The following is a 26,101-nucleotide window of genomic DNA, read 5'->3' as shown; positions in this document are numbered from 1 at the left end:
GCCGACCCTGTGCGGCAAGAACGGCGGCAACATCTACGGCGGCAAGGTGCCGGCGCGCACCTGGTTCGCGGCGATGACCAAGATCCACGAAGGCCTCCCGGTCGCACCGCTGCCCGGCTAGTCGGAACTGAGAAGGGGAACCTCCCGGTCGAGCTTTGACCGGGAGGTTCCCCTTTTTCGCGCCGGATTCGCGTGCTCAGCTGCGCCTCAGAATCGGTTGGCAGAATGCTTCCGTGAGCACCGAGCAAGACTTCGTCGACGTTCGCGGCGTCGTCAGCTTCGTCGCGATCGCCTACCTGCCGGCCTGGCTGCTGACCTTGCCGCTGTGGCTGACCGGCGAAGGGCTGTCGTGGACCTGGGCACCCGTCGTGCTGTTCACCATGATGTTCATGCCCGCGGTGGCCGCGCTGGTGGTGAACAAGTGGATCAGCCCGAAGCCGGAGCTGCTGCGCAGCGTCGGGCTGACCAATCCGGGCGGGATCAAGAAGTGGTGGCCGTACGTCCTGGTCGCGTGGCTGGGGCCGCCGCTGGCGATGCTGCTCGCGCTGCTGGTCGGCGACCTGCTCGGCGTCTACCACGCCGACTGGACCGGTTTCTCCGGTCTGGCCGAGCAGTTCGGGTCGGGCGCGATCGGCGCCGAGCAGCAGACCTCGCCGGGGACGCTGGCGCTGATCCAGCTCGCCCAGGTCTTCGGGCTCGGCTGGTTGCAGGTCTTCTCGGCGCTGGGCGAAGAGCTCGGCTGGCGCGGCTACCTGGTGCAGGCCCTGCTGCCGCTCGGCCAGCCGGGCGCGTTCCTCACCACCGGTGTGCTGTGGGGGCTCTGGCACGCGCCGGTGCTGATCCTCGGGTTCAACTACCCGAACGTGCCGATCGTGGTCGCGTTCATCATGATGCTCTGCTTCTGCGTCCTGGTCGGCACGCTGCTCGGCTGGCTCCGGCTCGCCACCGGAAGCGTCTGGCCGCCGGCGATCGCGCACGGCTTCCTCAACGCCGCAGCCGGTTTGACCATCATCTTCGGCCAGGCGGGCCACCCGGTCGACAACGTGTCGGTCGGGCTGCTCGGCTGGAGCGGCTGGATCGTCCTCGGACTGCTGATCCTGGTGCTGATGCTGTTCGGCAAGCTCCCGGTGACCTTCCCGGAGGAGAAGAAGCCCGGCCTCACCGCCGGCGTCAACCGCCGCAGCCGCCGGTGATCAGGAACGCGTGATCGGGGACCTCCCGGCCGGGGTGAGGTGAAAGCATGGGAGGCATGTTGACGAGTTTGTTGCCCTCCACCCAGCGCGCTCTGCTGCGGCGTCTGGCCGTGGAGCAGCGCGAGAACCGGATCCCGTCGCTGATCGCGGGGTTGGTCCGGGACGGCGAGACGATCTGGGTCGACTCCCGCGGCAAGGTCGGCGGCGGGCCGTCCACGACCGACACCCAGTACCGGATCGGTTCGATCACCAAGACCTTCGTCGCCGTGATGGTGATGCGGCTGCGCGACGAGGGGAAGCTCGACCTGGCCGACAAGCTCGACGAGCACGTGCCGGGCACCGCGATCGGCAACCGCAGCATCGGTTCGCTGCTCTCGCAGTCCAGCGGCCTGACCGCGGAGCCGGCCGGCGAGTGGTGGGAGCGGACTCCGGGCGGCAGCGCGGAAGAACTGCTGAAGAGCATCGACGAATCCGCCGTGCGCCCCACCCCGCACCACGGCTTCCACTACTCCAACGTGGGCTTCGGCGTGCTGGGCGAGCTCGTGGCGCGGCTGCGCGGCGCGCCGTGGCACGAGGTGGTGCAGCGCGAGATCTTGGACCCGCTGGGAATGAAGCGCACCACGACGGCGCCGGTCGCCCCGCACGCCGAGGGACTGGCCGTGCACCCGTGGGCGGACGTCGTGCTGCCCGAACCGGCCGAGGACGCGGGCGCGATGGCCCCGGCGGGCCAGCTGTGGTCGACCTTCGACGACATGGCCCGGTGGGTGCGGTTCGTCGGCGGCGACACCGGCGACGTCCTGCACCCGGCCACGGTCCTGGAGATGCGCTCGCCCGGCTCGGTCGACGACGGGCCGGAGTGGCGCGGCGGCTACGGGCTCGGCCTGCAGCTGATGCGGCACCGCGGGCGGCGGCTGGCCGGGCACACCGGCTCGATGCCCGGGTTCATCGCGAACCTCTGGGCGGACCCGGAGGACGCCACCGGGGTGATCTTCATGGCCAACACGACCGCGGGTGTCGGCGCGCTGTCCACCGACCTGCTCGACCTGCTCGCCGAGCACGAGCCGCGGATCCCGGAGGCCTGGGAGCCCAGCGCGGACGTGGACATGGCGCTGCTCGAGCTGACCGGGCAGTGGTACTGGGGTCCGAGCCCCTACGTGCTGCGGATCCTCCCCGACGGTCTGCTCGACCTCGCGCCGTCGCGGGGCCGGGGCCGGGCGTCGCGGTTCCGCCCCAACGCCGACGGCACCTGGACCGGCCTGGACGGCTACTACTCGGGCGAGCCCCTGCGGATCGGGCGGGACGCGGACGGCGTTCCCACCCACCTCGACCTGAACACCTTCATCTTCACCCGCACCCCGTACGCCCCGGAAGCCCCGGTGCCGGGAGGTGTCGCGGGCTGGCGGCCTGGCCAGTGATCTGAAGCACGGGAACCTCCCCGTCGCCGCAGGTGGGGAGGTTCCCGCGCGGCAAATCGGTGGTGAGCGGCGCACAGGGTTGAGGCATGCTGTTCTGCATGTCCGGAGACCTCCGCATCACCAGCCGCTGGCAGATCCCCGCGGCCGAGCTCTCCGAGCGCTTCTCGCGATCGTCCGGGCCCGGCGGCCAGGGCGTGAACACGACCGACTCCCGCGTCGAGCTGTCCTTCGACCTCGCCGGGTCGGCCTCGGTGCCCGAGCCCCTGCGGGAGCGGGCCGCGGACCGACTTGCGAAGCGGCTCGTCGGTGGTGTGATCACTGTCGTGGCGTCCGAACATCGCGCGCAGCTGGCCAACCGCGAGGCGGCGCGGGAGAGATTGGCCGCGCTGCTGGCCGAGGCGGTGGCCCCGCCGAAGCGCGCCAGGCGCAAGACCAAACCGACCCGGGGCTCCCAGCAGCGCCGCCTGAACAGCAAGAAGCAGCGCTCGCAAGTGAAGCGCCAGCGCCGCCGCGGAGATCCGGGGGATGGCTGAGCCGTCGATGATCAACAGCACAACCAGAGTGGGAGGGCACTGCTGATGCGCACAGCGTGGGTTCTGCCGGGTGGTTCCACCTTCGGCGCGATCCAGGCCGGACTGGTCACCGCGCTCTTCGAGGCCGGGGTGGAACCGGACCTGCTCGTCGGCACTTCGGCCGGTTCGCTCAACGCCGCTTGGCTGGCGGGCGACCCCACGCCGGGCGGCGCCGAGAAGCTGCGCGCGATCTGGACGTCGATGCGGCGGACGGACGTGTTCCCGATCCAGCCGACGCGGATCCTCGCCGGCAAGCTCGGCCTGTCCAACCACGTGATGGGCAACCACGGGCTCGCCCGCTGGCTGCACAACAACCTGCCGTTCCGGCGGCTGGAGGACGCGCGGATCCCGGTGACGGTGACCGCGACCGACATCGACAGCGGCGACGCCGTGTACTTCGAGTCGGGGCCCGCGCTGCCGCCGCTGGTCGCGTCCTGCTCGATCCCGGGGATGTTCCCGCCGGTGAAGATCGGCGACCGCTGGCTCGTCGACGGCGGCCCGGCGGTGTTCATGCCGATCAGCCGCGCCGTCGAGCGCGGTGCGGAGCGGGTCTTCGTGCTGCCGTGCGGCGGGACCGAGCGCTTCGAGTACAACCAGACCAGGCGTGGCATCGGCTCGATCGCGACCTGGCCGGCGCCGCGGGTCCCCCCGCGCTCGGTGGGCGGGGTGAACGGTGCGGCGCTGGGTTCGGCGATGGTGTCGGCCGCGCGGCTGGACATGCAGCTGAACGCGACGCGCTGCGAGCTCTACGTCCTCCCGGCGCCGTCGGTGGTGGGGCTTTCGCCTTACTCCTTCGGGCACGCCAGCGCGCTGATCGACGCGGCGTGGGAGATCGCGCGCCGCTGGTACCCGTCGGCGAAGCCGGTGCCGGAAGGTCCGGTCGACATCGGCGGGAACCCGATCGCGAGCGGCCAGTTCGGCGTTTCCGCGGTCGCCCCGCCGATGCCGTGACGCGGCGCTGAAGCCGGACGTCACACCCCCGCGCCGGAGGATCGGGTCTCGGCCAGCTCGTCGACCGCCAGCCGCTCGGCAGGCGCCGTCGCCGGGCGGGCCAGGCTGATCGCCACGTTCACCGCGACGTTCGCCGCGAGCCCGATCAGACCGGCGTTGATGCCCAGCCACGGGTCGTTCCCGGTGGCGACCAGCACCGACACCACGACCACGCCCACCGCGAGCCCGCCGGCCGCACCGGCGACCGTCATCCGCTTCCACAGCAGGCTGATCAGCACCACCGGCAGCAGCTGCGCCAAACCCTGGTACGACAGCACCGAGAGCTGCACCAGCGTGGTCGGCGAGACGAAGGTGAACAGCAGCGCGACCAGCCCGACCAGGAACGTGACCAGCTGCGAGAGCTGCTTCTGGCGCGGCGCGGTCCTCGGGTGCACGCCCAGCACGGAACGACCCCACATCGTCCCGATCACGAGCATGAACACCGCCATCGGCACGATCGACGAGAGCGCCCCGGCAACACCGACCAGCCCCACCATCCACGCCGGCATGGAGTGCACGACCAGCTCGAACATGGCCAGGTTCGAGTCGGTCAGACCCGGCACCACGAACACCGCGGCCAACCCCAGCAGGATCGGGACGAACAGCAGGACCTGGTAGAACGGCATGATGATGGCGTTGCGCCGCAGCACACCGGGGTTCTTCGCGCCGAGGTAACCGGCGACGGTGGTCGGGAAGATCGTGTAGACCACGCCGTTGAGCAGCCCGGTGGTGGCGAACCACATCATGCCCAGCGACTCCTTGCCCTGACCGGGCAGCACCAGCCACTGCGGGCGCTCCGCGACGAGCCGCTCCAGCATCGGCCCGACCCCGCCGAAGTAGTGCACCGGCACGTAGGCGAACACCGCCAGCAGCGTGATGATCACCAAGCTGTCCTTGAGGATCGACACCCAGGCGCTGCCGCGCAGCCCGGAGAAGATGATGAACGCCTCGGTCACCACGAACGCGATCACGTACCCCGCGCCCAGCCCGATCGTCCCGTAGCTGATCGTCGAGACGACCACGCCCATCCCGGTGATCTGCAGCTGGATGTAGGGCAGCAGGAACGCGGTGGTCAGGATCGCCACCGCCGCCCCGAACCACGGCGAGTCGAACCGGAAAGCCGTGATGTCGGTGATGTTGTGCAGGTTGTTGTGGTGCGCGTAGTGCCACAGGACCGGGCCGACGACGTAGCCGACGGCGAACCCGATCGCCAGGTAGGCCAGCAGGTAGAACACCGGCATCCCGTAGTCGTAGGACCAGCCGGCCGCGCCGAGGTAGCTGAAGCTCGTGTACGTCTCACCGGCCATCAGCACGAAGATCAGCACCACGCCGAGGCTGCGGCCGCCGATCGACCACTCGGCCAGGTTCGCCCGGTCCCGGCCGCGCAGCGAGAGCAGGCCCAGCACGATCGCGCCGAGCATGAAAACACCGAAGATGCAGATGGAAACCGCTGCGTCGGGGCTCATCCCGCATCACCCCGCTCGCGGTCCCGGTCGGCTCGCCACAGCGGATCCCGGCGCGCGGCCAGCCAGATGCAGACCGGCGTGAGCAGGGTCGCCAGCAACGTCCAGAACATGAAGAACGGCAGGCCCAGCACCACGGGCTCGACCCGGTTGTACAGCGGGAGCGCCACCACGTAGAGCAGCACCGGCCCCAACAGCCACCACAGCGATCTGCGTTCCTTCAGCACTGGCCACCCCGCAACGGTGTGAGGAAACAAGAGGACCCTCCCATCAACGACAGGAGGGTCCTCATGGTTGCAGCCGAGATCAAGCGGTGCGGTGGAGCCACCACTTCATCGCGACGGCGCCGAATTCGTCGCTACACGTCGTGAGCAATGAGGCACACCGCACACGCGGCGTCATCTGCCGGAAACACCGGTCGATCTCCCGCGCAACATCGATGACCAACACTCCGACTCGCATGCCCCGGCATGGGAGGGAGCTTTCGATGGTCGTCCAGAGTGTGCGCGGAGCGCCGAAGAACCAGGCGGTGCAGGAGACGCTGGAGGACTACACCCTCCGCTTCGCCCCGCGCAGCTACCGGCGCTGGAAGCCCGCGGTGGTGGGATCGACGGCGCTCGGCGGCATCGCCTACCTCGCCGACTTCTCCATCGGCGCGGGCATCGGCCTGAGCTACGGCACGCTCAACGCACTGGTCGCGATCCTGGTGGCCGCGATCATCATCTTCGTCACCGGCCTCCCGCTGGCCTACTACGGCGCGCGGTACAACATCGACCTCGACCTGATCACCCGCGGTTCCGGGTTCGGCTACTACGGCTCGGTGCTGACCAGCGTGATCTTCGGCAGCTTCACGTTCATCTTCTTCGCCACCGAGGGCGCGATCATGGCGCAGGGCCTCAAGGTCGGCCTCGGCGTGCCGCTGTGGCTCGGCTACCTGATCACCACGCTGATCGTCGTACCCCTGGTCATCTACGGCATGAAGGCGCTCAGCCGCCTGCAGGTCTGGACGACGCCGCTGTGGCTGCTGCTGATGGTGGCGCCGCTCGGATATCTGGTCGTGGTCGACCCGGACTCGGTGTCGTCGTGGCTGGCGTTCGCGGGCGAAGAGGGCGCCGGGCTGAACGCGGCGTCGGTGATGCTCGGCGCCGGGGTGGCGCTGTCGCTGATGGCGCAGATCGGCGAGCAGATCGACTACCTGCGGTTCATGCCGCCGCGAACTGCGGAGAACAAGCGGTCGTGGTGGGCGTCGGTGATCACCGCCGGTCCGGGCTGGGTGTTCTTCGGCGCGATCAAGCAGGCCACCGGCGCGTTCCTGGCCTTCTACATCATGGGTGCGGCCGGTGCCGCGGCGACCGAGCCGGTGCAGCAGTTCATGGGTGTGTACGAGCTGTTCATGCCGGTGTGGCTGGCGATCCCGCTGGCGGTGGTCCTGGTGGTGCTCAGCCAGGTGAAGATCAACGTCACCAACGCGTACTCGGGCTCGTTGACCTGGACGAACTCGTTCACCCGGATCACCCGGCGCTACCCGGGCCGGATCGTGTTCGTGCTGCTCAACCTCACCGTGGCGCTGGTGCTGATGGAGGCGAACATGTTCGCCTTCCTCAATTCGGTGCTCAGCTTCTACGCCAACTGCGCGATCGCCTGGGTCGTCACGGTCGCCGCCGACATCCTGATCAACAAGTACCTGCTCAAGCTGTCGCCACGGGAACCCGAGTTCCGCCGCGGCATGCTCTACCCGGTCAACCCGGTGGGCGTGGTGGCGTTCCTGGCCGCGGCGATCATCTCGATCGCGATGTACTTCGGCGCCCTCGGCCCGGATCTGCAGCCGTACTCGCCGATCGCCGCCGTGGTGATCGCCGCCGTGCTGACGCCGGTCATGGCCATCGTGACTCGCGGGCGCTACTACCTGCGGCGCACCGACGACGGCATCGAAGAACCGAGGTTCGACGCCGACGGCACCCCGGTGGCCACTGTGTACACCTGCCACGTCTGCGAGCAGGACTTCGAACGCCCGGACGTGCTCGCCTCCGGCTCCACCGGCGAGGTCATCTGCTCCCTCTGCCTCACCACAGACCGCACGGGCGAGCACGTCCTCCCCGCGTAGTCGCATGCCTGTGGTGCGTTCTGGGTGAAACGCCCTCCAGGCGCAAGAGGACCCTCCCGTCAACGGCAGGAGGGTCCTCGTGGTTGCAGCCGAGATCAAGCGGTGCGCTGGAGCCACCACTTCATCGCGTACTCGACGAGGGTGATCAGCGCCTGCTTGGTGGAAGCGCGGTCGCGGGCGTCGCAGGGCACGATCGGCACGTCCGGCGGGATCGCGATGGCCTCGCGGACCTCCTCGATGCGGTGGCGCAGCGTGCCGTCGAAGCAGTTCAGGCCGATCACGTAGGGCAGCTGGCGGTCCTCGAAGAAGTCGATGGCCGAGAAGCAGTCCGCCAGCCGCCGGGTGTCCACCAGCACCACGGCACCGATCGCGCCGCGCACCAGGTCGTCCCACATGAACCAGAAGCGCTGCTGACCGGGCGTGCCGAACAGGTAGAGGATCAGGTCGGTGTCGAGGGACAGCCGGCCGAAGTCCATCGCCACCGTGGTGGTGTTCTTGTTCGGGGTCGCCTTCAGGTCGTCGATGCCGCTGCTGGCTTCGGTCATCACGGCCTCGGTGGTCAGCGGCACGATCTCCGACACCGAGCCGACGAACGTCGTCTTGCCGACGCCGAAGCCGCCTGCGACGACGATCTTCGCCGAGGTCGCGGTTGCGGGCCTGGTGGAGGAGGGGTGACCAGGTCGGGAACGCGTTTCGGGGGTCATTTCTGCCAACCTCAGGTGTCGAATGAGCTGGTGTCCTGCGCGCGGGGTGGATGCGCGGGGGAGAGGTCAGAGGCGCCGGAGCCCGCTCAGAACCCTCTCCATCAACATGAAGTGAGATGTGCTGCCGGATTCGCTGACCGTTCGGTGCACCGTGACCAGGCCCAGATCGGCCATGTCGCCGAGCAGGACCTTCGCCACCCCCAGCGGAACGCCGAGCAGCGCGCCGACCTCGGCCACCGAGCGGGGGTGGCGGCAGATCTCGGCGATCGAGTGGTGCTCGATGCGCTGCAGCCGGTTCGGCTGGCAGAACTCGCTGGTGGAGACCAGGGTTTCCAGCTCCAACCGGTGGTTCGAGCGAGTCCGCCCGCCGGTCCAGGCGTACGGCCGGATGTAGGTGGCCGTGCCGCCGTCCGGGGAGTCACCGTCCTGGACCGGTGCCTGGTCGGGCACCTCCGCATCGGATTCCCGCGGCCAGGGCGGCGGTTCCGGCGCGGTGGGCTGCGCCGGTTCGAGCTGCTCGGGCAGGGGGGGCTGCGCCTGAGCTCGCTGCTCGTCCTGTTCGCGGGCGCGTTTGCGCCTGCGGCCGCGTCGTCCGCTGTCGAGGGTGAAGCGGTTGAAGACGTCGGCGAAGGCGTCCGCCTCGGGTGACCCGTGGTCGTCCCAATGGTGTCGCCCGGATGAGTCCGGACCTGTGCTCATGGAGTCCTCACACCGACTGGCCGGTCATCACCCGACTCGATCCTTGCAGCTGGGAGCGCAGTTCGGGGGTCAGGATCTGTCCGACTCGTTCGACCAGCAACGCCATCTCGTAGGCGATCAGCCCCATGTCGCACTGCGGGGCGGCGAGCACCGTGAGGCACGAGCCGTCGCTGATCGCCATCTGCAGCATGAGGCCGCGTTCCATCTCGACCACGGTTTCGTTGACCGCACCGGCTTCGAAGCACCGCGCGGCTCCTTGCGTCAGGCTGAGCAGCCCGGACGCGACGGCGGCGAGCTGGTCGGCGCGGTCGGTGGGCAGCTTCGCCGACGCCGTCAGCAGCAGGCCGTCCGCCGAGACGACCACGGCGTGCGCCACCCCGGGGACCCGTTCGGTGAAATCGGTGACCAGCCAGCCGAACTGGTTCGGTTGGGAGTTGTTGGTGTTCATGGGCGTTTCCTGTCCTCCTCACTGACGCGGAATGTCACAGCCGTTCGTCGGCCGAACGCTGTGGGTCGCGGAGGCTGTGCTTGCCCTCGCGGACACCGCGTTGGAAGCTGGCCAGTCGGCCGCGCATCAGGTCTGCGTCGCGGCGGGGCTGGGCGTCCTCGGTGACTGTTCCCGGTAGTACCTGGGTTCTGGGGACCCGTCGGGGCAGTCCGGCGGGGGTGTAGTCGGGGGTTTCCGGTGCGGGCGCGGGAGGTCCGGCCGGTTCGGGCGGCTGGTCCTCCTGCCCGTCCTGCCTGCGGTGGTGCCTGCCGCGCTGGATCCCGGCCTGGAAGCTGGCCAGCCGACCGCGCGCGACTTCCGGGTCGCGGGTCGGCCGCGGCCGGTCGTCGCCGGAGGTCTCCGCGCTGCCCGCGAGCAGGTTCGCCAGCGGAACCCGTTGCGGGAGCCCGGCGGAGGTGCGGCCGGCCGGTTCCGCCGAAGCGATCTCCTGCGCGCGCTGCCCCGCTTCGTCGCTGGGGAAGGACCAGACCTGCCCGTTGCGGCTGCCGGGATTCCCCTGCGCGGGCGGGAATTCGCCCGTCGGCTGGGGCTCTTCGCCGGTTTCGGGCCAGGCCGGAGCGGTGTGCTCGGCGGTGGGCGCCGACTGGAACCAGACCGAGGAGAGGTCGTCGAAGATCGGGGCCGGTGCCGCGGTGCCGTTGGTCCGCTGCGCGGGTGGTGCGCTGTCCGGAACGCCGGCACCGTCCGGGACGTGGGGCAGGTCCTGGGTGTTGGACAGGTCGCGCTGCTCCGGGACCGGTGCGTCCTCGGTCGGCGGCCGCAGCAGGTGGTAGCCGTTGCGGACCGGGCTCGCCGCGTCCTGCTCGGCGGCCTCCCAGTCGAAGGCCTCGACGAGGCTGTCCTGGCTGCGGCCGTGGGGGGCGATCCCGTTGGTCCGCGGCTGCGGCATCTGCACCGCGTCCGCCAGGAGTTCGGGCGCGATGGTCACCGCCGCGCGCAGGCCGACGCCGTCGCGGCCCGGGTGCAGCTCGACCTCGATGCCGTGGCGGGCCGCCAGCCGGCCGATCACGAACATGCCCATGCGCCGCGACGTGGACAGCGTGAGCTCGCCGTCGGCGGACAGCCGCTCGTTGGCGGCTTCGCGGTCGGCGTCGCTCATCCCGATGCCCTGGTCGACGATGTCGACGACCAGCGCGCCGTCGCCGCGCCGGTGCCCGGAGACGGTCACCTGGGTGTGCGGCGCGGAGAAGTTGGCCGCGTTGTCCAGGAGTTCGGCGAACAACCGCACCAGGTCGCTGGCCGCGTAGCCGACGACCTTGACGTCGGGCAGCGGCTGCACGATGACCCGCGGGTAGTGCTCGATCTCGGAGACCGCGGCGCGCACCAGGTCGGCCGGGCTGGTCGGCTGGCTGAAGCGGCGCGCCAGGTCGGTGCCGGAGAGCACCATCAGGTTCTCGTTGTTGCGGCGCATCCGGGTGGCCAGGTGGTCCAGCTGGAACAGGGTGGCCAGCTGGTCGGGGTCCTCCTCGTCGCGCTCCAGCTGCTCGAACAGGCGCAGCTGGCGCTCCAGCAGGCCCTGGCTGCGGCGGGAGACGTTGACGAAGGAATCGCTGTAGCTGCGGCGCAGCTCGGCCTGCTCGGTGGCCAGGTTGACCGCCTGGGTGTGCACGTCGTCGAAGGCGCGCGCCACGTCACCGATCTCGTCGGCGGTGTCCACCGGCACCTGCTCGACCGGGGCTTGCGGGGCGTGCCCGGCGCGGATGTCGGCGACGGCGTTGGGCAGCTGGTGGTTCGCGGTGTCCAGCGCGCTGCGCCGCAGCAGGTCCAGGGAGCGCAGCAGGTGCCTGCCGATGAAAACCACGATCAGGCTGGCGATCAGCAGCGCGGTCAGCAGGATCACCGCTTCGAGACCGGCGAGGTTGCTGGCGCTGTCCTGCAGGCCGAACGCGGTGGCGTGCAGTTCCTGGTCCAGGTCCGCGCCCAGACCACCGAGCGCCTCCAGCGCGTTCTGCGACTGGTGGTGCCAGGTGTCGGGCGTGACCAGCGCCGAGGACAGCTGGGCCCGCGCGTTGTTGCGCTCGGCCATCGCCAGCTGGACCGTGGTCTCCCGCGCGGGGAACAGCGGGTCGGCGTAGAGCTGGTCGTAGCGGATGCGGTGGTCCAGGGAGGCCGCGGCGCGGAAGTCCTTGGCGGCCGCGGTGCGCCGGGATTCGCTGGCGTCCAGCCGGGTGAGGGCGTCGTCCTCGAACTTGCCGCGGACCAGCCCGGTGAGCACCAGCGCCTGCTGCAGCTGGACCTCTTCCCGGATCTTGGCGAGCTCGTGCGCGCTGGTCGCGGGGGAGACCAGCTGCGACGACGAGAGCTGGCTGAGCAGGGTGCGGTCCAGCGCGAGCAGGTCGCCGACGACCTCGCTGTAGGCCTGGATCGCGCTGTCGGGGGTGATCTGGCTGCGCAGCACGCGGTTGCGGGTCGGGGCGAGTTCGGCGATCTGCCGCCCCGTTTCCTGCTGGGCGAACCGCGCCGCGTCGCTGTCGGGGGCGGCCCCCAGCGCGCGGCGGGCCGCGTCAAGGGACCGGTCCGTGGCGGTCATCCGCTCCCGGACCTGCTGTTCGGAGGTCTGCCCGCGCACCAGGAACTCGGTGGCATCGCTGCGTTCCCACTGCAGGTCCTCGACCGCCTTGCGCACCGCGCTGCCCGCGGTGACGACCCGGTCCATCGCTTCGTACTCGTCGGCCTTGGCGATCTGGCCGCGAATCTGAAGCACCCCCAGCACGAGCGCGAAGATCACCGGTACGAGCACGACGGCCCCGATCTTGATCGGGAGCTTCCAGTCGCGCCACTCGGTGATCCGTGCGGCGAGTCTCGTGGTGGCGCGCGGCCACGTGGACGCCCTTGACACGTGCGTGGGCGTGTCCTCGAGTCCGCTGCTCACGACGCAGTCCTTTCCCGCGCCGTCGGACGTTTCGTCGGCCGACTGCGCGTTCGTGTGGTGGGCAGGCTGCGCCGGTCGGTGGGGGTGTGCGGCGGGGTCACGATGGCTGGCGGCGCTGCCTGCGTTCGGGGTTTTTCGCGGGTGGCCGGTGCGGTCTTCGACTTCGGCGTCCGCGCGGCCTGCGATGTTTCGGGGGATCGCGGCCGGTGTCGGGCGTGGTGCGCCGTTCGTCGGTGGCAGAACACTATCTCATTCGGACGATCTTCCTCTGCATCTGAATTTGGCGCGCTGACCTGCGGATATTCCCATTTTAAGATCATCAGGACCGGGGTGGGGACGATCGTGAACACTGATCGTGTTCACTTCCGAGGCGTGCTCAAGTGCTTTAGTCACCCGATAGGTAGACATTGCCTCCGCGTTCCGGAGTGGCTCCTCGTCGACGCGCCAACTTTCCGCTATGAGCGCCGAAAGGCGTCGTTATCCTGCTGAAATAATGGCTGGCAGAAGGAATTTCCGGGGTGGATCAGTCGGATTCGGGTCCTTCTGGGGGAGTTTTCGGCGGTTCCTCGGGCACATTCCGTGATCGACAGATTCATCAATGTGTGTGCTGTGTCGTTCAGGGGGTCTGCGGTCGCTCGTTCGCTGATTAGACTTCCGGCCCGGTTGGCATCGCGGGCAGCAGTGCGGTCGCCGCGCCCCGGTTCGCGGACTTCGCGAATTCCGAGGTGCGGTCGGTGAACGTGGGGGGACTTCGAAACGTCGGTGGGAATCCGCACGTCGGTTGACATCCACGCGCGCGCAGATCTGCTTTGGAAGGACGAATGCCCAACGCAACCCAACGGCCGCCCGCCCCGCCGGCGGCCACCTTCGGCCAGATAGACAAGTCCGCCCCCGCACCCCAGCGCCCCGGGCCCCCCGACTACGTCGAGATCGCGCAGCGCCAGGACTTCCAGGAGCTGCGGTCCAGCCTGCACCGCTTCGTCTTCCCGATGAGCGCTGCGTTCCTCCTCTGGTACGTCGGCTACGTCGTGATGGCCGCCTACCTGCCGGAGTTCATGGCGATCCGCCTGGTCGGCGAGATCAACGTCGGACTGGTGCTGGGCATCGGCCAGTTCGCCACCACGATCCTGATCACCGCCCTGTACCTGCGCTACACGGCGCGCCACGTCGACCCGCGGATCCGCCAGCTGCACCTGGACGTCACCGGGGAGGAACCGCGATGACCGGCGCCAACCCGGTGCTCAACATGAGCATCTTCGGGGTGTTCGTGCTGCTCACGCTGTACCTGGTGTACCGGGTGAGCAGCAGCGGGACCACCTCCGACTACTTCGCCGCCGGTGGCGGTTTCACCGGCGCGCAGAACGGCATCGCGCTGTCCGGCGACTACTTGTCGGCGGCGTCGTTCCTCGGCATCGCCGGTGCCATCGCGGTCTACGGCTACGACGGCTTCCTGTACTCGATCGGCTTCCTGGTCGGCTGGCTGGTGAACCTGCTGCTGGTCGCCGAGCTCCTGCGCAACACCGGCCGCTTCACGATGGGCGACGTGCTCAGCTTCCGGATGCAGCAGCGTCCGGTGCGCGCCGCCGCGGCGGTGTCCACGCTGGTCATCTCGTTCGTCTACATGATCGCCCAGATGGCCGGCGCGGGAAGCCTCGTCGCGCTGCTGCTGGACGTGCACAGCGCCGGCGGCCAAGCGCTGGTGATCGCCGCCGTCGGCCTGGTGATGATGGTGTACGTGCTGGTCGGCGGCATGAAGGGCACCACGTGGGTGCAGATCATCAAGGCGGGCATGCTGTTCCTGTGCGCCTCGATGCTGACCCTGTTCCTGCTGGGCAAGTTCGGCTTCAGCATGACCTCGCTGATGCAGCACGCCGCTGAGCGGAACCCGTTGGGCGACAAGATCTTCGCGCCGGGTGCGAAGTACGGCGGGAGCGGGATGTCCAAGTTGGACTTCGTGTCGCTGTCGCTGGCGCTGGTCCTCGGCACCGCTGGTCTGCCGCACGTGCTGATGCGCTTCTACACGGTGCCGAACGCGGTGCAGGCGCGCCGCTCGGTGGTGTGGGCGACGGTGACGATGGCCGGTTTCTACCTGTGCACGCTGGTGATCGGCTTCGGCGCGGGCGCGGTCAACGGCACCGAAGCGATCCTCGCGGCCCCCGGCGGCGAGAACTCCGCCGCGCCGCTGCTGGCCTTCCGCGTCGGCGGCACGGTGCTGCTCGGGATCGTCGCGGCGGTCGCGTTCGCCACCATCCTCGCGGTGGTGGCGGGGTTGACGCTGACGGCTTCCGCGTCGTTCGCCCACGACGTGTACGCCAACATGATCCGCCGCGGCGAGGCCAAGTCCGACGACGTGGTGAAGGTGGCCCGGTTGACCGCGCTGGTGATCGGCGGTGCGTCGATCATCGGCGGAATCCTGGTCAACGGCCAGAACATCGCGTTCCTGGTGGGCCTGGCGTTCGCCTTCGCGGCCTCGGCGAACCTCTCGACGCTGCTGCTCTCGCTGTTCTGGAAGCGCTTCAACACACGCGGCACGCTGTGGGGCATCTACGGCGGCCTGTCGTCCTGCCTGGTGCTGGTGATCTTCTCGCCGGTGGTCTCGGGCGCCCCGGGTTCGATCCTGCCGCACGCGGACTTCGCCTGGTTCCCGCTGAGCAACCCGGGCATCGTGTCGATCCCGATCTCGTTCCTCTGCGGGGTGGTCGGGACCCTGCTCGGCGGTCCGCCGAACAACCCCCGCCGGACCGCGGAGATGGAGGTCCGCTCCCTCACCGGGATCGGTTCGACCTGAACGCGGTGACCTGAGCGATCGCGGGCCCCGGGGGAACTCCTCCGGGGCCCGCGCCCGTCAGTCCGAAGTGCTCGATTCGGCTGCGTTGAGCGAGGTTTCGAGCTTGGCGAGGACCCCCGCGAGGTAGGTGTGGTCCTCGTCGGCGAGCGCGGCGATCAGATCGGCTTCGTGCTCGAGCAGTTCCCGCACCGTGGACTCGATGAGCTGGTGCCCGGCGTCGGTCAACCGGACCGCGACCGCGCGGCGCGATGCCGTCGACGGCGACCGCTCGACGAGCCCGGCCTGTTCGGCGCGCGTGATGCGCTGCGAGATGGCCCCGGCGGTGACCAGCGTCCGGCGGGTGATCTCGCGGGTGGTCAGCTCGTAGGGCGGTCCGGCGCGGCGGATCACGCTGAGCAGGTCGAGCGTCGACGGGTCGATGTCGAGCCGGGCCAGGGTGCGCCGCCGCTCGTCGGCGAGGAGCTTCGCGATGCGCCAGATCGGCGTGATGACCTCGATGGACTCGGTGCGCACCCCGGGCAGCTCGCGCCGCCAGGCCGCGGCGATGTCGGCCGACGGCCAGGTGGTGGCCTGTCCGATCGGGTAGCTCTCGGCATTGGACATCGGGCGCCTCCCAGCGTTACGTTTAGCACTAAACGTATCAGCGATGGGGAGTCAGCAGTGAATCGAATCGTGCTCGTCACCGGCGGTAGCAGCGGCATCGGCAAGGCGGTAGCGGGCCGTTTCCGCGCCGACGGTGACACCGTGATCATCACCGGCCGCGGCGCCGAGCGGCTGAAGACGGCGGCCGCCGAGATCGACGCCCAGCCGATCCCGTGCGACGCGTCGGACCCGCAGCAGGTCGCGGAACTGGCGGCGGAGCTCACCGACGGCCTCGACGTGCTGGTCAACATGGCGGGCGGCAACACCGACCTGCAGCGCGACGAGCCGGCGAACCTGGCGCAGGTCGCGGAGGCCTGGCGCGCGAACCTGGACGCCAACCTGCTCGGCGCGGTGCTCACCACCACCGCCGTGCTCGACAAGATGCGCCCCGGCGGCACCATCGTCAACGTCGGCTCGATCGGCGCCGAATACGCCTCGAGCTCCTACGGCGCGGCGAAAGCGGCAGTCGCGGCCTGGAACGCGGGCCTGTCCGCGCAGGTCGGCCCGAAGGGCCTGACGGCCAACCTGATCGCACCGGGCTACATCGAGGAAACGGAGTTCTTCCACGGCCAGCTCAGCGAACAGCGCCGAACCGCCCTGATCGACGCAACCCACAACGGTCGCCCGGGCCGCCCGAACGACATCGCCGACCTCGCCCACTTCCTGGCCTCCGAAGGAGCCCGCCACCTCACCGGCCAAACCCTCCACGTGAACGGAGGCGCGTACACCACGCGCTGACCGAGATCTTCTCGGCGCGCAAAAAGATCCGCCCCTGGCGGCGGTTGCCGAACCAGGGGCGGATCTCGTCCAGTGCGCCCTCGGCAGGACTCGAACCTGCGACACCTGCCTCCGGAGGGCAGTGCTGGGTACTCGTGTTTCTGCAGTTCAGGGCTGGTTCTGGGGCCTCGGACCTGATCCGTTGTACGTGGATTGTCCATAGCGTGGCAGAAAAGCGGGCCGCGCCGCCTCGGGTGTGACGGCCGGCCCGCGTGGCTGGCTCGGACTTCCCCTCCGGGCCAACGCGGAGATCTTAGAACGTACGTTCTATTGATCGCCAATCGAGAGCCCGTAGTGGAGCTGGCGGGGCAGAGGTGGACACCAGGAGGCGCCATGAGCGCGTCTGTGGAGATCTGAGGGCGCAAAATCCGGCCGTCTGAGCGGGCTGAGTCCGCCGTAGAAGCACGTCAAGTCTCAACTCGACTGATCCACCGGTCTTGGAAAGCGGGGACGTCCAGGGCCCGTACATCGATCAGTCGGCGGCTTCGCGGCCGACTGGCCAGTGGGAAACTTCGTAGGAGCATCGAGAGGAGCCAAGTTGATGGTCGACACGCGCGGGAAAGAGCTCGTGAAATGGGCGTTCGACACCTCCGAGCGGAAGCTCGCCGATGCCCTTCCTCGTCGATGGGCTCATGTGCAAGGTGTCGCTCGGCGAGCTCGCGAGCTTGCCCCGGTTGCAGGTAGCGAGGCTGACCTGCTTGAAGCAGCTGCCGTGCTTCACGATGTCGGTTATGCGCCGGATATCGCGCACACGGGCTTTCACCCACTGGACGGTGCGCGGTTCCTACAGGAGCTCGGCGCTCAGGATCGCCTGGTGCACTTGGTTGCGCATCACTCGTACGCCGCGCTCGAGGCAGAGCTCCGTGGTCTTTCGGGTGAATTGGCCGAGTATGACGACGAGGGAGGAGCTCTTCGGGATGCACTCTGGCGCTGCGATCTGACAACGACCCCGGATGGCGACCCTATCTCAGCCCGTGACCGAATCGCCGAGATTAAGCAGCGGTACGGCTCTGGCCACTTGGTGACGGAATTCATCACCAAAGCAGCGCCGGAATTGCTTGCCGCAGTCGACCGAACGAAAGAGCGCCTTGTGGCTGCAACGGCGGTCAGCTGAGGTGGGGAACTGTTCGCCCTTCGAGGGCGTGCTGAATTCTTAGACGCATAGACGGGTGGATATCAAGCCGGTCAATCTTGGCCGGTTCGACCCAATGAACCTGTCGTGACTCCGAACTGGTCCGCGGCTCTCCTCCGATCCTCTTGGCGTGGAAGACGATAGAGAATTCTTGGCGCACCTCTCCATCGTCGTATGCGATGACATGCCGGGGGTCGGAGTAGATGCCGACAATTCCTGTTACTTCGACATCGATTCCAGTTTCTTCCCGTACTTCACGAATGACGGATTCACGTGTCGTCTCCCCGATTTCCTGCGCTCCGCCGGGAACCGCCCACAGTCCGTTGTCTGTGCGCTCGATCATCAGCACCCGGTCGAGCTCGTCTCGAACGATCGCAGCGGTTGCTACAACGAGGCTGTTTGCCCTGGGTGCCTGCGGGTCGTCGTAGTAATCCGTCTTCGGCATACCTCCTCCTTACCACGTGTGCGGGCGGGCGTCGTCCCATACAGCATCGAAGCTGTCCGCGTACGTCGAGAAGAGGGCCCCGGCGGAGAGCCTGCGAAGATGCATCGCCGGGGCGTGCGAGGCAATCTTCCCGTACACGTGAGGATTGATGACCATTTCGTCGTCGAATCGATAGATCGAGTTGTATAGGACTGTCCCGTGCGTGCGCACGTCAACGTTTGGCACGTTCGCTAACGGTGCAAAGTGAGCGAGGGCGTGATCGATTTTTGCCGAGATGGTATGGCGTCCGATCCGCTCGTCAAGACTTCGTTGAATTACGGCATCGCTGTCTCTGTCGCCGAACAGAAGGCGGACTTGGGCCCCGTTGGCGGCCTTGCTTTTCAGTGTCGAAATAAGTGCGGGCTTCTCGGTCATGAACATTCCGACATAGACGAGTATGTCGACTCGGTTAGTCGCCCGATCCAGTAGGCGATCCCATAGCTCGCCGGGGACAGCGCTGCGATGCGGAAAGAACTCGACAAGTTCCGACCCGCTCGTTTCGACAGCCTTCTTTTGTGGAGCCGCGTCCGGCCAGAGGTATTGTTCGCTTTCCTGGACTCTCGCTGCGATCTTGTAGCGGTACTTTGGATAGGGTGTCCGGGATCGGCTGATCCAGCGCTCGACCGTTTTCGGGTCAACCCCGAGGTCATCAGCAAGGGCTTCGGGGTCGATGCCCTTGCTGAGTAACGCATCGCGCAGGCGTTCGTTCGTCACGCCTCACCATCCTGGGGCGCCTAGGGACGATCAAGGACGTCTCAGGCTAACAAGGACGTCCCCAGACGTCCCGTCATGCGGTGAAGTTGTCCCTCGTTTGGCCGCCATATTGATGGCACTCCAGAGCGGAGAACAGCCAAAACGAGGAGGTAGCGGTCATGGCGAAGACACAGTTTCCGATGATGCCGAAGGCCGGCGGCGGCGTGCTTGGAAAGTTGGTCGGCATCGTGGTGGTTTTGGCGGTGCTGACACTGGTGCTGAAGCAGCCCGCCGAAGCCGCGGCGATCGCAAAGGGGATCGCCGCGGGCCTCGGTGGCGCGGTCGAAGGTGCGGCCACGTTCCTCAAGGGCGTTCTCGGCTGATGAAGCACGAGTGGCTACCGCGCCGGTCCTTCCCGGGATTCCAGCTCGTCGACGCGGGATCGGAGTTCGGCTACTTCGCCACGAAGCTGTTCGACTTCGTTGCGAAGCGGGTCAGCGACAACGTCGTCCGCGGCAGAACTTTCAAGGATCTGAGCGAGGTGGTTTCGAGGCCAGCCCAGCCCTTCCGAGATTGCTCCCAGCAGCCACGGGGCGTGCCGACGAGGCGGGTAGGTCTCCGGGTGCTGAAGCTTTCGCAGGGTGGCCGCAGCCACGCCCGTCCTCTCGGCGAGCTCCTTCTGCTGCATGTCGAGTTCCGCCAAACGGGTGTTAATCGCGGCGGCCACAGCGGACCAGTTTTTCTCCACTAACCCTCCCAGAACGGCGCTCTAAGCAGCGCCAATGCTATCGCCACAAGACGGCGATCGACAGCAGTACACCCCAGCTGATTCCCCCGCAGCCGACCCTGAGCGCTTCCGTAGCGCCAAATCTGGCGCTACTGTTGGCGTCATCCCGCACGAAGGAGAGAACGAATGAACCACCTGCAGTCCGAGCTGATGCCGGAGTCGGAGATGAGCGCCCTGGACCTGCTGAGCCAGGCCCTGCAGGAGGCCGTGGACGCCCACGCCACCGGCGTGCTCGGTGGCCCGGGCCTCGACGAGGTGCAGCTCAAGCGCGCGGAGCGGCGAGCCCGCACCGCGGACATCAACCGGCAGCTCAAGACCCGCGTTCCGAGCAAGGAGGCGATCGCATGACCACGCAGGAACACCTCAACCGCGGCGACAACCTGTACACGCTGATGACCCACGTGACCGGCGACAACTTCGGCGAGCGCCCGCGCTGCGCCGACGTGGACCCGGACCTGCACTTCCCGGTCTCCGAGGACATGAGCCTCCCGGCCATCCGCGAGCAGATCGAGGCCGCGAAGGCCGTCTGCCACGAGTGCCCGCTGATCGCGGAGTGCCTGGCCAACGCCCTGCACCGCGGCCCCGAGGGCATCTGGGGCGGCACGACCGAGACCGAACGGGCGCAGATCCGGCGCGCGAACGGTCTGACCGGTCCGCGCACCACGGTCGTGCCGCTGTCGGTCGACGAGATCGCCGACGGTGCCGGCCGGGTCATGACCGACCTGGAACGGGTGGCGGGCGTGAAGATGCCGGTGCTGCGGCGCCGGGTGTCGGAGGCCCTACACCGCTCCCGCGCTCGTGGCGACAGCGCCCAGCAGCAGGTCGACACCGCTATGGCCTTCATCCGCCCCGAGATCGAGCGCCTGTCCGAGGCCCACAACGACATCGAGGAGGCGGCGTGAACACGGAGTCCGGAATCTCGCCGAGCTGGTTGGCCGACGGGGCCCTTGAGCTGTTGGGCCGGTTCAACGAGCTGCGGACGCAAGCGACGCGCTTGGCGATGGAGAACGACCTGGATGGCTACTACGACCAGCTCGCCGCGGTGGCGCGACGGGAAGCGGTCCTGTGGCGAGTGCTCACGGTGCACACCACCGACCCGCTCCTCCTGAAGGCCATGGAGGGGGCTTGGGGCGAGCAGGAACAGGACGCCCGGCGCTTCCGTGAGGCGGCGCAGGAATGGCGGGCCCGGGTCAAGGTCAGCCTCGCCGTCGAGGAGGTGGCGGCGTGAGGAACTCGTTGACTTCCCCCAGTTGGTTGGGCGCTGCGGTGCTGGCAGTGATCGACCGGCTGGACGAGCAGCGGTGCGAGCTGCTTCACGAGATCTCCGTTGACGCTGCCGCCGGGTCGGCGGCGCAGATGAAGCAGATGGCAGCGCTGTACGCGCGCCGGGCGCGGTGCTGGCGGGTGCTGGCTACGCATGCCACTGCCCGGCTGGTGTGGAAGCCAGCGATAACGGCTGCGATGAACGACGACCGCCTCGCCCAGGACTACCTGGGTTTTGCGGAGTCCCGGCGCGAGTTCGAGCAGCGCCGGACCGAGCTCCGGGCCGCCCGTTCCGCGGGAGGTGTCAAGTGATGGTGCTGGCTTCTGCGGTGACGTTTGCGGCGGTGCTGCCGTCGCTGTTGGTGGCGCACAACGTGGCGGATCACTGGGTGCAGACGAGCCACCAGGCGATGACCAAGGGTCGTCCGGACTGGGCGGGCCGGTGGGCCTGCGCCAAGCACGTCGCCAGCTACACGCTGGTGACCGCGCTGGCGGTGGGTCTGGTGTGGACGGTGCTGGGGCTGCCGATTTCCCCGGCCGGGTTCGTCCTTGGCCAGCTGGTGTCGGCCGTGACCCACTACTGGGCCGACCGCCGTTTCACCCTCGCGCGGCTGGCTGAACTGCTGGGCAACGGCGGTTTCTACCAGGTGGGCGCCCCACGTACGGGCCGGGACGACAACCCCTCGTTGGGCACCGGCGCCTACGTGCTGGACCAGTCCTGGCACTGGCTGTGGCTGTTCGTCGCTGCTCTGATCACCGCCCTCTGATCTGCCTTTTCTCCTCGAATTGAAGGGACTTGCTGTGAAGAAGCGCATCATTCACACCGAGCTTGGCGAGATGACGTTCGAGCTGGACATGGCCGCCGGGCAGGTCGAGATCCTGCTGGAGGACCGCGAGCGTGCCGAGATCCGGCTGGAGCCGATGGTGGCCGGCGACGAGGTCGCGGCCGACCTGATCAGCCGCGCCCGGCACATCAGCCGCGGTTCGGTGCTCGACCTGCGCATCCCGCACCCCGAACCGACCGTGCTGGCCGGCGGGAACACCGTCATCCACCAGAGCTTCGGCAACGTGGTGCAGGGCGCGGTCGTGACCGGCGCGGTCATCGTCAATGGCCAGATCGTCAGCGGAAACGGTGTTAGCCGCACCACCGGCGGCGGGGTGAAGGTCACCGCCCGGCTGCCCCTCCGGTCCCGGCTGAAGGCCACCACGGTGTCGGCCAACGTCGTGGCCAACGAGCACCTGCCGACGGTCGACTTCGAGTCCACCTCGGGTGACCTGCACATCTCCTATGCCGACCGGCTGCGGGCCCACACCATCTCCGGTGACATCACGGTCGATTCCGCTGAAGCGGTCGACATCGAGACGACCTCGGGTGATGTGCAGATCGGCCCGGTCTTCCACCTTCAGGCCCGCACCGTCTCCGGTGACATCGACGCCGGTCACTTCGTCGGTTCCCACGCCCAGCTCAAGTCGGTGTCGGGCGACGTGGCGCTGCACGCCAAGTACAACGCCGAGGTCACCGCCCGCACCGTTTCCGGCGACATCCGCATCACCGCGCGCGACGGGGTCCGGGTGACCACCCACGCCAAGTCCGTGTCCGGCCGGGTCCGCACCCCGAACAACTGACCAGGGGTTGGTGATCGCAGTGGTGAGTGAGCAGCTTCCGCCGGAACTGACGGGCTGGTTCGAAGGCATCGTCGACCTGAGCCTGAACACTCCGACCCCGGAGGGGCGCAGCAAGTTCCGGCTGAACTCCGACGTCATCGACGGCGACGCTGAGGCGTTCTTCGGACGCGGGTTCTGCCACTGGCTGGCTGGGGCGGTCCACTGCCTGACCGGCTGGGACCTCATCACCTACGACCGCCAGCAGCCGGACGGAAGCTGGCTTCCGGCCCACACCGCGATCGTGGCGCCGAGCGGGCGCATCCTCGACATCTTCGGCGAACACGAACCCGAAGCCGTGGTCCGGCGCTACGAACCCGGCCCCGACAACACGCTGAACGTGGTGCGTACCCGCCGAGTTCGCAACGAGGACATGTGCGGCGAGGTGGTCCGGGGGGCCGATCACCTGCGGGGAGACCCGCTGTGGTGGTCCAAAAACGTCTTCACTGGCGATCTGACGGCCGTGATCACGCACTTCGCCCGAGTGCTCGTCACGAAGCACAACTACCGCGAGCACCTGCCTGAGAACCGAGCGAACCGGTCGGCGGACGCGGTAATCCCCGCCGCGCGACCAGCACCAGAGACCCGAACCGCAAGCACCACGCCGAGTTCCGGAGGAACGACCGCAATGAGCATCGACACCATCCGCGAGACCATGGCCAGCAGCAACGAGAAGGCCCAGTTCGCCTGCGGCGCTCTGCGCCAGGCCCACATCGAGTTCAGCGAGATCGTCTCGACGCTGTCCAGCGTCGGTGCGGGCGAGAGCAGCCAGGAGGGCCCGCGCCAGGCCCTGGCCACCTACAGCCAGCTCCGCGACCAGCTCGACGAGTTCCAGATCCAGGTCAGCCAGGCGATCGGCTCGGTCGAGCAGTACGCCCACCAGCTCTGACCGAACCGGCCACTGTGGAGGAGCCACGATGAGCAACGTCCGCGTCATGGTTACCAGCTTCGGCTACGGCCACGACCGCGCCCCGCACGCCGACCTCACGCTCGACGTCCGCCGCCGGTTCCGCAACCCGCACCACGATCCCGCGATGCGGCAGCTGACCGGCCTGGACGCCCCGGTCCGTCAGCACGTGCTCGACACCCCCGGCGTCACCACGCTGATCGACACCACCGCTGCCGTGGTGCGCGGCCTGGTGACCGCCACCGCGGATGCTCCCAATGTGCAGGTCGCGGTGGGTTGCGTCGGTGGCCGGCACCGCAGCGTGGCTATCGCCGAAGCCGTCGGCGCCGCTCTGGAGGCCGCGGAGATCGCGGTCGTGGTCTGGCACCGCGACCTTGACCGCGACGTCCTGCCCAGCGGCACCCAACAGCACTTGGACCAGGACGACCCGCGATGAGCCGCCGCCGACTGGAACTGGTCGAACTGCCTGATGGTCGACGCGAGTTCGGCTGGATGGCCAACGGTTTGCCGACGTTCCCGTTCGGCCTGGCTCCCAAGGGGTTGGCGACCCGTCGGCAGCTGCGAGCAGCCGGGTTGTGCCCCGGCGGGCAGGACATCGTCGCCCAGCTCGTGTGGCGCGGTGGCAGGGCGTGGGCCGGGCTCTACGACCTCAACCTGGCCCGGCCGAAGCGGACCCCGACCCTGGCCCAGCGGCAGGCGCTGAACAAGGCGATGAGGGCCCGTCGGCGGTGTGGCGAGTGTGGACGCGACGCCGGGTACTGCCTGCCCCGCACGAACCGAACCTGCTGGAACTGCACCAACAACACCACGACCGCGGCAACGGCCGCCTGAACGGAAGGAAACCGCAGATGAGCAGCAAAAAGCAGGCCATCAACGAGCTGGTCGGACCTGTCATCGAGGGAGAGGTCCTCGACGCCAAGACCACGTGCCCGGAGTGCGACGACGAGGGCGGGTGCTCGTGCTGCGGCTGCGGCACCTGCGGCCTGCTGGGCGAGAGCTAAACGAGAAGGAGACGAGCAATGGCCCAGGAAATCTGGCACAAGCTGTGGAAGCGCTCGTGGTGGAACGGCTCGGTGACGGCCTGGTGCGGCCAGACTTTCGCGCCCGGCTACTACAAGGAGGCCTTGTTCAGCTTCGGAAAGCCCACCTGCACCGGCTGCCGCACCGCCCTCAAGCAGGCCGGGAAGCTCTAGCCCCGCCCCGGCCCAGCAGCACCTTCCGCCAAGAAAACCTGCTGGGCCGGGCCCCAACCCAATCAGCGAACTGATCAGGAGGAGTTCCGATGCTAGAGCACACGGAGTCGACGAACGAGGTGCTCACCGACGAGGACGTGGCCGCGGCGATGAACGAGGCGCGTTTGGGGCCGGTGGAGACGGTGCACACGGAGGAAGTCGACGGGGTCGTGGTGGTGAAGGTCTGGTTGGCGGCCTCGCCGATCCGGGCCAGGGTCTTGCAGAAGTGGGTCACCGAACACGTCACGCCGATCGACGCCACGATCGGCAAGTACCGCGCCAGCGACCCGGTCACCCGGTTCAACATCCGCGGCACCGACGGCACCCAGGGGGTGCTGTTCGTCCTGATCTGCCCGTTCCACGACGTCACCGACCGCCGGGCGGTGGCCCTGCTCAACGAGCAGATCAGCGCCCGTACCCCGGCCCGGCTGGTGGAGCGCCTCGCGCGGCTGGAAGAGGGGTGGCCGGCATGAACACCACCGACTACCTGCGGGACTACACCGCGCCGCGTGCGGTGCTGGTCGGGGTGATGTTCGTGGCGGCGGTGCTGCTGCGGATGCCGGCGGTGCTGCTGGCGATCGCCGTACACATCCTCGACCGCTGCGCCGAGCGGCTCATGACCTGGATCGCGCAGATCCCGCCCGTCCCGACCCGCATGGAGACCGCGACCGCGACGGCTCGGAGGTACCAGCGATGAGCGAGTTCTACGACCACAAGGCCGAGCGGATGGCTGCGGCCGGACAGGCCGAGGCGGCGCGAGCGGACGCGCAGGTCAAGCGGGCGCAGGCGCGGGCCGCGCTGCTGACGGCGCAGGCCGAGCAGGAACGGATCCAGGCGCAGGTCCGGCAGGAGCGCGCGGACGCGCGGGCTGAGCGGGTCGGGTCGCTGCTGCGGGGCGCGGCCGGGTGGCTGGCCGGGCACGTGCTCGAGCTGGCGTTGAGCCTGATCGTGATCGTGCCTGCGGTGATGGCCTGGTCAGCGATGGCCGCCTACGGCAACGAGGTCTACGGCCCGGTCGGCTGGGGCCTGCCGCTGTTCTCCGAGGCCGCGATGTGGGCGTTCGCGTTCGCCGCGCACGCCGCCCGCAAGGACGGCAAGCCGGTCGGCTGGCGTGCGTGGTGGAGCTGTGGTCCGGGCTGAGCTTCGAGCCGATCGGCCGAGGAGGCCCTGATGGCGCAACGGCAGTCGAAGGACCAGCGCAGTTACCGAACCTC

General features: G+C 68.6%; 33 protein-coding genes and 1 tRNA gene. 24 read left to right on the top strand and 10 right to left on the bottom strand.

Going from position 1 to position 26,101, the window contains the following annotated elements; genetic code table 11:
* Nucleotides 1–233: 233 nt before the first annotated feature.
* The 4 genes from ABTZ89_RS12650 (at nt 234) to ABTZ89_RS12635 (ending at nt 4,131) form a co-directional block, all read left to right on the top strand.
* Complete coding sequence (locus ABTZ89_RS12650) at nt 234–1,193, top strand: CPBP family intramembrane glutamic endopeptidase (protein ID WP_351043620.1); 960 nt, start codon at nt 234–236, stop codon at nt 1,191–1,193.
* Between the two features lie 56 nt (nt 1,194–1,249).
* Entirely contained in the window at nt 1,250–2,608 is a 1,359-nt protein-coding gene (locus tag ABTZ89_RS12645; RefSeq protein ID WP_351043617.1) for a serine hydrolase domain-containing protein, read from the top strand.
* A gap of 98 nt (nt 2,609–2,706) precedes the next feature.
* On the top strand, nt 2,707–3,141 hold the full coding sequence (gene arfB, locus ABTZ89_RS12640; RefSeq protein ID WP_270950679.1) for an alternative ribosome rescue aminoacyl-tRNA hydrolase ArfB: 435 nt from the start codon (nt 2,707–2,709) through the stop codon (nt 3,139–3,141).
* 45 nt (nt 3,142–3,186) lie between these two features.
* Nucleotides 3,187–4,131, top strand: a complete 945-nt coding sequence (locus tag ABTZ89_RS12635) for a patatin-like phospholipase family protein (protein ID WP_351043614.1) — start codon at nt 3,187–3,189, stop codon at nt 4,129–4,131.
* A 20-nt stretch (nt 4,132–4,151) separates the two neighbouring features.
* Here the strand turns inward: ABTZ89_RS12635 and ABTZ89_RS12630 are convergent, their stop codons facing one another.
* Together ABTZ89_RS12630 and ABTZ89_RS12625 are read right to left on the bottom strand one after the other, a co-directional pair.
* The gene (locus ABTZ89_RS12630) at nt 4,152–5,636 is read right to left on the bottom strand and encodes a sodium:solute symporter family protein (RefSeq protein ID WP_351043611.1); all 1,485 of its coding nucleotides are present in this window, start codon (nt 5,634–5,636) and stop codon (nt 4,152–4,154) included.
* Entirely contained in the window at nt 5,633–5,860 is a 228-nt protein-coding gene (locus ABTZ89_RS12625) for a DUF3311 domain-containing protein (RefSeq protein ID WP_270950682.1), read from the bottom strand. Before ABTZ89_RS12625 ends, ABTZ89_RS12630 begins: the two co-directional genes overlap by 4 nt.
* 260 nt (nt 5,861–6,120) lie before the next feature.
* Here ABTZ89_RS12625 and ABTZ89_RS12620 point away from each other — a divergent pair, with 260 nt between their 5' ends.
* A complete protein-coding gene (locus ABTZ89_RS12620) occupies nt 6,121–7,737 on the top strand; it encodes a purine-cytosine permease family protein (RefSeq protein ID WP_351043607.1) in 1,617 nt (538 codons plus the stop codon).
* 95 nt (nt 7,738–7,832) lie between these two features.
* Here the strand turns inward: ABTZ89_RS12620 and ABTZ89_RS12615 are convergent, their stop codons facing one another.
* From ABTZ89_RS12615 to ABTZ89_RS12600, 4 genes are all read right to left on the bottom strand, one after another.
* Nucleotides 7,833–8,441, bottom strand: coding sequence for a GTP-binding protein (locus ABTZ89_RS12615; RefSeq protein ID WP_351043604.1), 609 nt, complete (start codon nt 8,439–8,441; stop codon nt 7,833–7,835).
* Between the two features lie 66 nt (nt 8,442–8,507).
* Nucleotides 8,508–9,140 carry a DUF742 domain-containing protein gene (locus ABTZ89_RS12610; RefSeq protein WP_351043602.1) on the bottom strand — a complete coding sequence of 211 codons (633 nt, stop codon included), beginning with the start codon at nt 9,138–9,140 and terminating at the stop codon, nt 8,508–8,510.
* Nucleotides 9,141–9,147: 7 nt separating this feature from the next.
* Nucleotides 9,148–9,588 carry a roadblock/LC7 domain-containing protein gene (locus ABTZ89_RS12605; protein ID WP_270950686.1) on the bottom strand — a complete coding sequence of 147 codons (441 nt, stop codon included), beginning with the start codon at nt 9,586–9,588 and terminating at the stop codon, nt 9,148–9,150.
* 34 nt (nt 9,589–9,622) lie between these two features.
* The gene (locus ABTZ89_RS12600; protein WP_351043599.1) at nt 9,623–12,520 is read right to left on the bottom strand and encodes a sensor histidine kinase; all 2,898 of its coding nucleotides are present in this window, start codon (nt 12,518–12,520) and stop codon (nt 9,623–9,625) included.
* Between the two features lie 821 nt (nt 12,521–13,341).
* Here ABTZ89_RS12600 and ABTZ89_RS12595 point away from each other — a divergent pair.
* A complete protein-coding gene (locus ABTZ89_RS12595) occupies nt 13,342–13,743 on the top strand; it encodes a DUF485 domain-containing protein (protein ID WP_270950688.1) in 402 nt (133 codons plus the stop codon).
* Nucleotides 13,740–15,308 carry a monocarboxylic acid transporter gene (locus ABTZ89_RS12590; RefSeq protein WP_270950689.1) on the top strand — a complete coding sequence of 523 codons (1,569 nt, stop codon included), beginning with the start codon at nt 13,740–13,742 and terminating at the stop codon, nt 15,306–15,308. The genes ABTZ89_RS12595 and ABTZ89_RS12590 overlap by 4 nt, the downstream gene beginning before the upstream one ends.
* Before the next feature lie 57 nt (nt 15,309–15,365).
* On the opposite strand, the gene ABTZ89_RS12585 is transcribed toward ABTZ89_RS12590, so the two are convergent.
* Nucleotides 15,366–15,911 carry a MarR family winged helix-turn-helix transcriptional regulator gene (locus ABTZ89_RS12585; RefSeq protein ID WP_351043595.1) on the bottom strand — a complete coding sequence of 182 codons (546 nt, stop codon included), beginning with the start codon at nt 15,909–15,911 and terminating at the stop codon, nt 15,366–15,368.
* Between the two features lie 57 nt (nt 15,912–15,968).
* Here ABTZ89_RS12585 and ABTZ89_RS12580 point away from each other — a divergent pair, with 57 nt between their 5' ends.
* Complete coding sequence (locus ABTZ89_RS12580) at nt 15,969–16,688, top strand: SDR family NAD(P)-dependent oxidoreductase (RefSeq protein ID WP_351043592.1); 720 nt, start codon at nt 15,969–15,971, stop codon at nt 16,686–16,688.
* 75 nt (nt 16,689–16,763) lie between these two features.
* Here the strand turns inward: ABTZ89_RS12580 and ABTZ89_RS12575 are convergent.
* Nucleotides 16,764–16,842 (bottom strand) — tRNA-Ser (locus tag ABTZ89_RS12575).
* 426 nt (nt 16,843–17,268) lie between these two features.
* Between ABTZ89_RS12575 and ABTZ89_RS12570 the strand changes: the two genes are divergently transcribed.
* Nucleotides 17,269–17,841, top strand: coding sequence for an HD domain-containing protein (locus tag ABTZ89_RS12570; protein WP_351043589.1), 573 nt, complete (start codon nt 17,269–17,271; stop codon nt 17,839–17,841).
* On the opposite strand, the gene ABTZ89_RS12565 is transcribed toward ABTZ89_RS12570, so the two are convergent.
* Together ABTZ89_RS12565 and ABTZ89_RS12560 are read right to left on the bottom strand one after the other, a co-directional pair.
* Nucleotides 17,834–18,304, bottom strand: coding sequence for an NUDIX hydrolase (locus ABTZ89_RS12565; RefSeq protein WP_351043587.1), 471 nt, complete (start codon nt 18,302–18,304; stop codon nt 17,834–17,836). The two genes, ABTZ89_RS12570 and ABTZ89_RS12565, sit on opposite strands and share 8 nt — an antisense overlap.
* Before the next feature lie 9 nt (nt 18,305–18,313).
* Complete coding sequence (locus ABTZ89_RS12560) at nt 18,314–19,057, bottom strand: XRE family transcriptional regulator (protein ID WP_351043584.1); 744 nt, start codon at nt 19,055–19,057, stop codon at nt 18,314–18,316.
* A gap of 158 nt (nt 19,058–19,215) precedes the next feature.
* Between ABTZ89_RS12560 and ABTZ89_RS12555 the strand changes: the two genes are divergently transcribed.
* From ABTZ89_RS12555 to ABTZ89_RS12485, 15 genes are all read left to right on the top strand, one after another.
* Nucleotides 19,216–19,419: a hypothetical protein gene (locus tag ABTZ89_RS12555; RefSeq protein ID WP_351043581.1), complete on the top strand. Its 204-nt coding sequence runs from the start codon at nt 19,216–19,218 to the stop codon at nt 19,417–19,419.
* Nucleotides 19,420–19,949: 530 nt separating this feature from the next.
* The gene (locus tag ABTZ89_RS12550) at nt 19,950–20,171 is read left to right on the top strand and encodes a hypothetical protein (protein WP_351043578.1); all 222 of its coding nucleotides are present in this window, start codon (nt 19,950–19,952) and stop codon (nt 20,169–20,171) included.
* Nucleotides 20,168–20,725, top strand: coding sequence for a WhiB family transcriptional regulator (locus ABTZ89_RS38940; protein ID WP_502949539.1), 558 nt, complete (start codon nt 20,168–20,170; stop codon nt 20,723–20,725). The genes ABTZ89_RS12550 and ABTZ89_RS38940 overlap by 4 nt, the downstream gene beginning before the upstream one ends.
* A complete protein-coding gene (locus tag ABTZ89_RS12540; RefSeq protein WP_351043575.1) occupies nt 20,722–21,051 on the top strand; it encodes a hypothetical protein in 330 nt (109 codons plus the stop codon). Before ABTZ89_RS38940 ends, ABTZ89_RS12540 begins: the two co-directional genes overlap by 4 nt.
* A gap of 8 nt (nt 21,052–21,059) precedes the next feature.
* Complete coding sequence (locus ABTZ89_RS12535; RefSeq protein ID WP_351043572.1) at nt 21,060–21,398, top strand: hypothetical protein; 339 nt, start codon at nt 21,060–21,062, stop codon at nt 21,396–21,398.
* A complete protein-coding gene (locus tag ABTZ89_RS12530) occupies nt 21,398–21,853 on the top strand; it encodes a DUF3307 domain-containing protein (RefSeq protein ID WP_351043569.1) in 456 nt (151 codons plus the stop codon). Before ABTZ89_RS12535 ends, ABTZ89_RS12530 begins: the two co-directional genes overlap by 1 nt.
* A gap of 70 nt (nt 21,854–21,923) precedes the next feature.
* Nucleotides 21,924–22,712 carry a DUF4097 family beta strand repeat-containing protein gene (locus ABTZ89_RS12525; protein ID WP_351043566.1) on the top strand — a complete coding sequence of 263 codons (789 nt, stop codon included), beginning with the start codon at nt 21,924–21,926 and terminating at the stop codon, nt 22,710–22,712.
* A gap of 22 nt (nt 22,713–22,734) precedes the next feature.
* A complete protein-coding gene (locus ABTZ89_RS12520; protein WP_351043564.1) occupies nt 22,735–23,637 on the top strand; it encodes a hypothetical protein in 903 nt (300 codons plus the stop codon).
* A 28-nt stretch (nt 23,638–23,665) separates the two neighbouring features.
* A complete protein-coding gene (locus ABTZ89_RS12515; protein ID WP_351043561.1) occupies nt 23,666–24,091 on the top strand; it encodes a RapZ C-terminal domain-containing protein in 426 nt (141 codons plus the stop codon).
* Nucleotides 24,088–24,486: an RRQRL motif-containing zinc-binding protein gene (locus ABTZ89_RS12510; RefSeq protein WP_351043558.1), complete on the top strand. Its 399-nt coding sequence runs from the start codon at nt 24,088–24,090 to the stop codon at nt 24,484–24,486. The genes ABTZ89_RS12515 and ABTZ89_RS12510 overlap by 4 nt, the downstream gene beginning before the upstream one ends.
* 17 nt (nt 24,487–24,503) lie before the next feature.
* Nucleotides 24,504–24,656, top strand: a complete 153-nt coding sequence (locus ABTZ89_RS12505; RefSeq protein ID WP_351043555.1) for a hypothetical protein — start codon at nt 24,504–24,506, stop codon at nt 24,654–24,656.
* Nucleotides 24,657–24,674: 18 nt separating this feature from the next.
* Complete coding sequence (locus ABTZ89_RS12500) at nt 24,675–24,848, top strand: hypothetical protein (protein WP_351043553.1); 174 nt, start codon at nt 24,675–24,677, stop codon at nt 24,846–24,848.
* Nucleotides 24,849–24,937: 89 nt separating this feature from the next.
* Nucleotides 24,938–25,360 (top strand): hypothetical protein, encoded by a 423-nt coding sequence (locus ABTZ89_RS12495; protein ID WP_351043550.1) that lies wholly within the window; start codon nt 24,938–24,940, stop codon nt 25,358–25,360.
* The gene (locus ABTZ89_RS12490) at nt 25,357–25,584 is read left to right on the top strand and encodes a hypothetical protein (protein ID WP_351043547.1); all 228 of its coding nucleotides are present in this window, start codon (nt 25,357–25,359) and stop codon (nt 25,582–25,584) included. The genes ABTZ89_RS12495 and ABTZ89_RS12490 overlap by 4 nt, the downstream gene beginning before the upstream one ends.
* Nucleotides 25,581–26,027, top strand: a complete 447-nt coding sequence (locus tag ABTZ89_RS12485; protein WP_351043544.1) for a hypothetical protein — start codon at nt 25,581–25,583, stop codon at nt 26,025–26,027. The genes ABTZ89_RS12490 and ABTZ89_RS12485 overlap by 4 nt, the downstream gene beginning before the upstream one ends.
* The last annotated feature ends 74 nt before the right edge of the window (nt 26,028–26,101 follow it).

Source organism: Saccharopolyspora sp. NPDC002686 (assembly GCF_040295745.1).
GTDB classification, from domain to species: Bacteria; Actinomycetota; Actinomycetes; order Mycobacteriales; family Pseudonocardiaceae; genus Saccharopolyspora; species Saccharopolyspora oryzae.
The sequence above is the reverse complement of the archived record's forward strand: the minus strand, read 5'-3'. Positions and strand labels throughout refer to the sequence as shown.

Excerpts from the sequence above, each read along its gene's own strand:
- ABTZ89_RS12530 (WP_351043569.1), top strand. The coding sequence starts at position 21,398 with ATGGTGCTGGCTTCTGCGGTGACGTTTGCGGCGGTGCTGCCGTCGCTG.
- ABTZ89_RS12630 (WP_351043611.1), bottom strand. The coding sequence starts at position 5,636 with ATGAGCCCCGACGCAGCGGTTTCCATCTGCATCTTCGGTGTTTTCATG.
- ABTZ89_RS12510 (WP_351043558.1), top strand. The coding sequence starts at position 24,088 with ATGAGCCGCCGCCGACTGGAACTGGTCGAACTGCCTGATGGTCGACGC.
- ABTZ89_RS12590 (WP_270950689.1), top strand. The coding sequence starts at position 13,740 with ATGACCGGCGCCAACCCGGTGCTCAACATGAGCATCTTCGGGGTGTTC.
- ABTZ89_RS12565 (WP_351043587.1), bottom strand. The coding sequence starts at position 18,304 with ATGCCGAAGACGGATTACTACGACGACCCGCAGGCACCCAGGGCAAAC.
- ABTZ89_RS12620 (WP_351043607.1), top strand. The coding sequence starts at position 6,121 with ATGGTCGTCCAGAGTGTGCGCGGAGCGCCGAAGAACCAGGCGGTGCAG.
- ABTZ89_RS12500 (WP_351043553.1), top strand. The coding sequence starts at position 24,675 with ATGGCCCAGGAAATCTGGCACAAGCTGTGGAAGCGCTCGTGGTGGAAC.
- arfB (WP_270950679.1), top strand. The coding sequence starts at position 2,707 with ATGTCCGGAGACCTCCGCATCACCAGCCGCTGGCAGATCCCCGCGGCC.
- ABTZ89_RS12595 (WP_270950688.1), top strand. The coding sequence starts at position 13,342 with ATGCCCAACGCAACCCAACGGCCGCCCGCCCCGCCGGCGGCCACCTTC.
- ABTZ89_RS12525 (WP_351043566.1), top strand. The coding sequence starts at position 21,924 with ATGACGTTCGAGCTGGACATGGCCGCCGGGCAGGTCGAGATCCTGCTG.
- ABTZ89_RS12495 (WP_351043550.1), top strand. The coding sequence starts at position 24,938 with ATGCTAGAGCACACGGAGTCGACGAACGAGGTGCTCACCGACGAGGAC.
- ABTZ89_RS12605 (WP_270950686.1), bottom strand. The coding sequence starts at position 9,588 with ATGAACACCAACAACTCCCAACCGAACCAGTTCGGCTGGCTGGTCACC.
- ABTZ89_RS12490 (WP_351043547.1), top strand. The coding sequence starts at position 25,357 with ATGAACACCACCGACTACCTGCGGGACTACACCGCGCCGCGTGCGGTG.
- ABTZ89_RS12645 (WP_351043617.1), top strand. The coding sequence starts at position 1,250 with ATGTTGACGAGTTTGTTGCCCTCCACCCAGCGCGCTCTGCTGCGGCGT.
- ABTZ89_RS12515 (WP_351043561.1), top strand. The coding sequence starts at position 23,666 with ATGAGCAACGTCCGCGTCATGGTTACCAGCTTCGGCTACGGCCACGAC.
- ABTZ89_RS12555 (WP_351043581.1), top strand. The coding sequence starts at position 19,216 with ATGGCGAAGACACAGTTTCCGATGATGCCGAAGGCCGGCGGCGGCGTG.
- ABTZ89_RS12570 (WP_351043589.1), top strand. The coding sequence starts at position 17,269 with ATGGTCGACACGCGCGGGAAAGAGCTCGTGAAATGGGCGTTCGACACC.
- ABTZ89_RS12635 (WP_351043614.1), top strand. The coding sequence starts at position 3,187 with ATGCGCACAGCGTGGGTTCTGCCGGGTGGTTCCACCTTCGGCGCGATC.
- ABTZ89_RS38940 (WP_502949539.1), top strand. The coding sequence starts at position 20,168 with ATGACCACGCAGGAACACCTCAACCGCGGCGACAACCTGTACACGCTG.
- ABTZ89_RS12615 (WP_351043604.1), bottom strand. The coding sequence starts at position 8,441 with ATGACCCCCGAAACGCGTTCCCGACCTGGTCACCCCTCCTCCACCAGG.
- ABTZ89_RS12485 (WP_351043544.1), top strand. The coding sequence starts at position 25,581 with ATGAGCGAGTTCTACGACCACAAGGCCGAGCGGATGGCTGCGGCCGGA.
- ABTZ89_RS12610 (WP_351043602.1), bottom strand. The coding sequence starts at position 9,140 with ATGAGCACAGGTCCGGACTCATCCGGGCGACACCATTGGGACGACCAC.
- ABTZ89_RS12505 (WP_351043555.1), top strand. The coding sequence starts at position 24,504 with ATGAGCAGCAAAAAGCAGGCCATCAACGAGCTGGTCGGACCTGTCATC.
- ABTZ89_RS12585 (WP_351043595.1), bottom strand. The coding sequence starts at position 15,911 with ATGTCCAATGCCGAGAGCTACCCGATCGGACAGGCCACCACCTGGCCG.
- ABTZ89_RS12550 (WP_351043578.1), top strand. The coding sequence starts at position 19,950 with ATGAACCACCTGCAGTCCGAGCTGATGCCGGAGTCGGAGATGAGCGCC.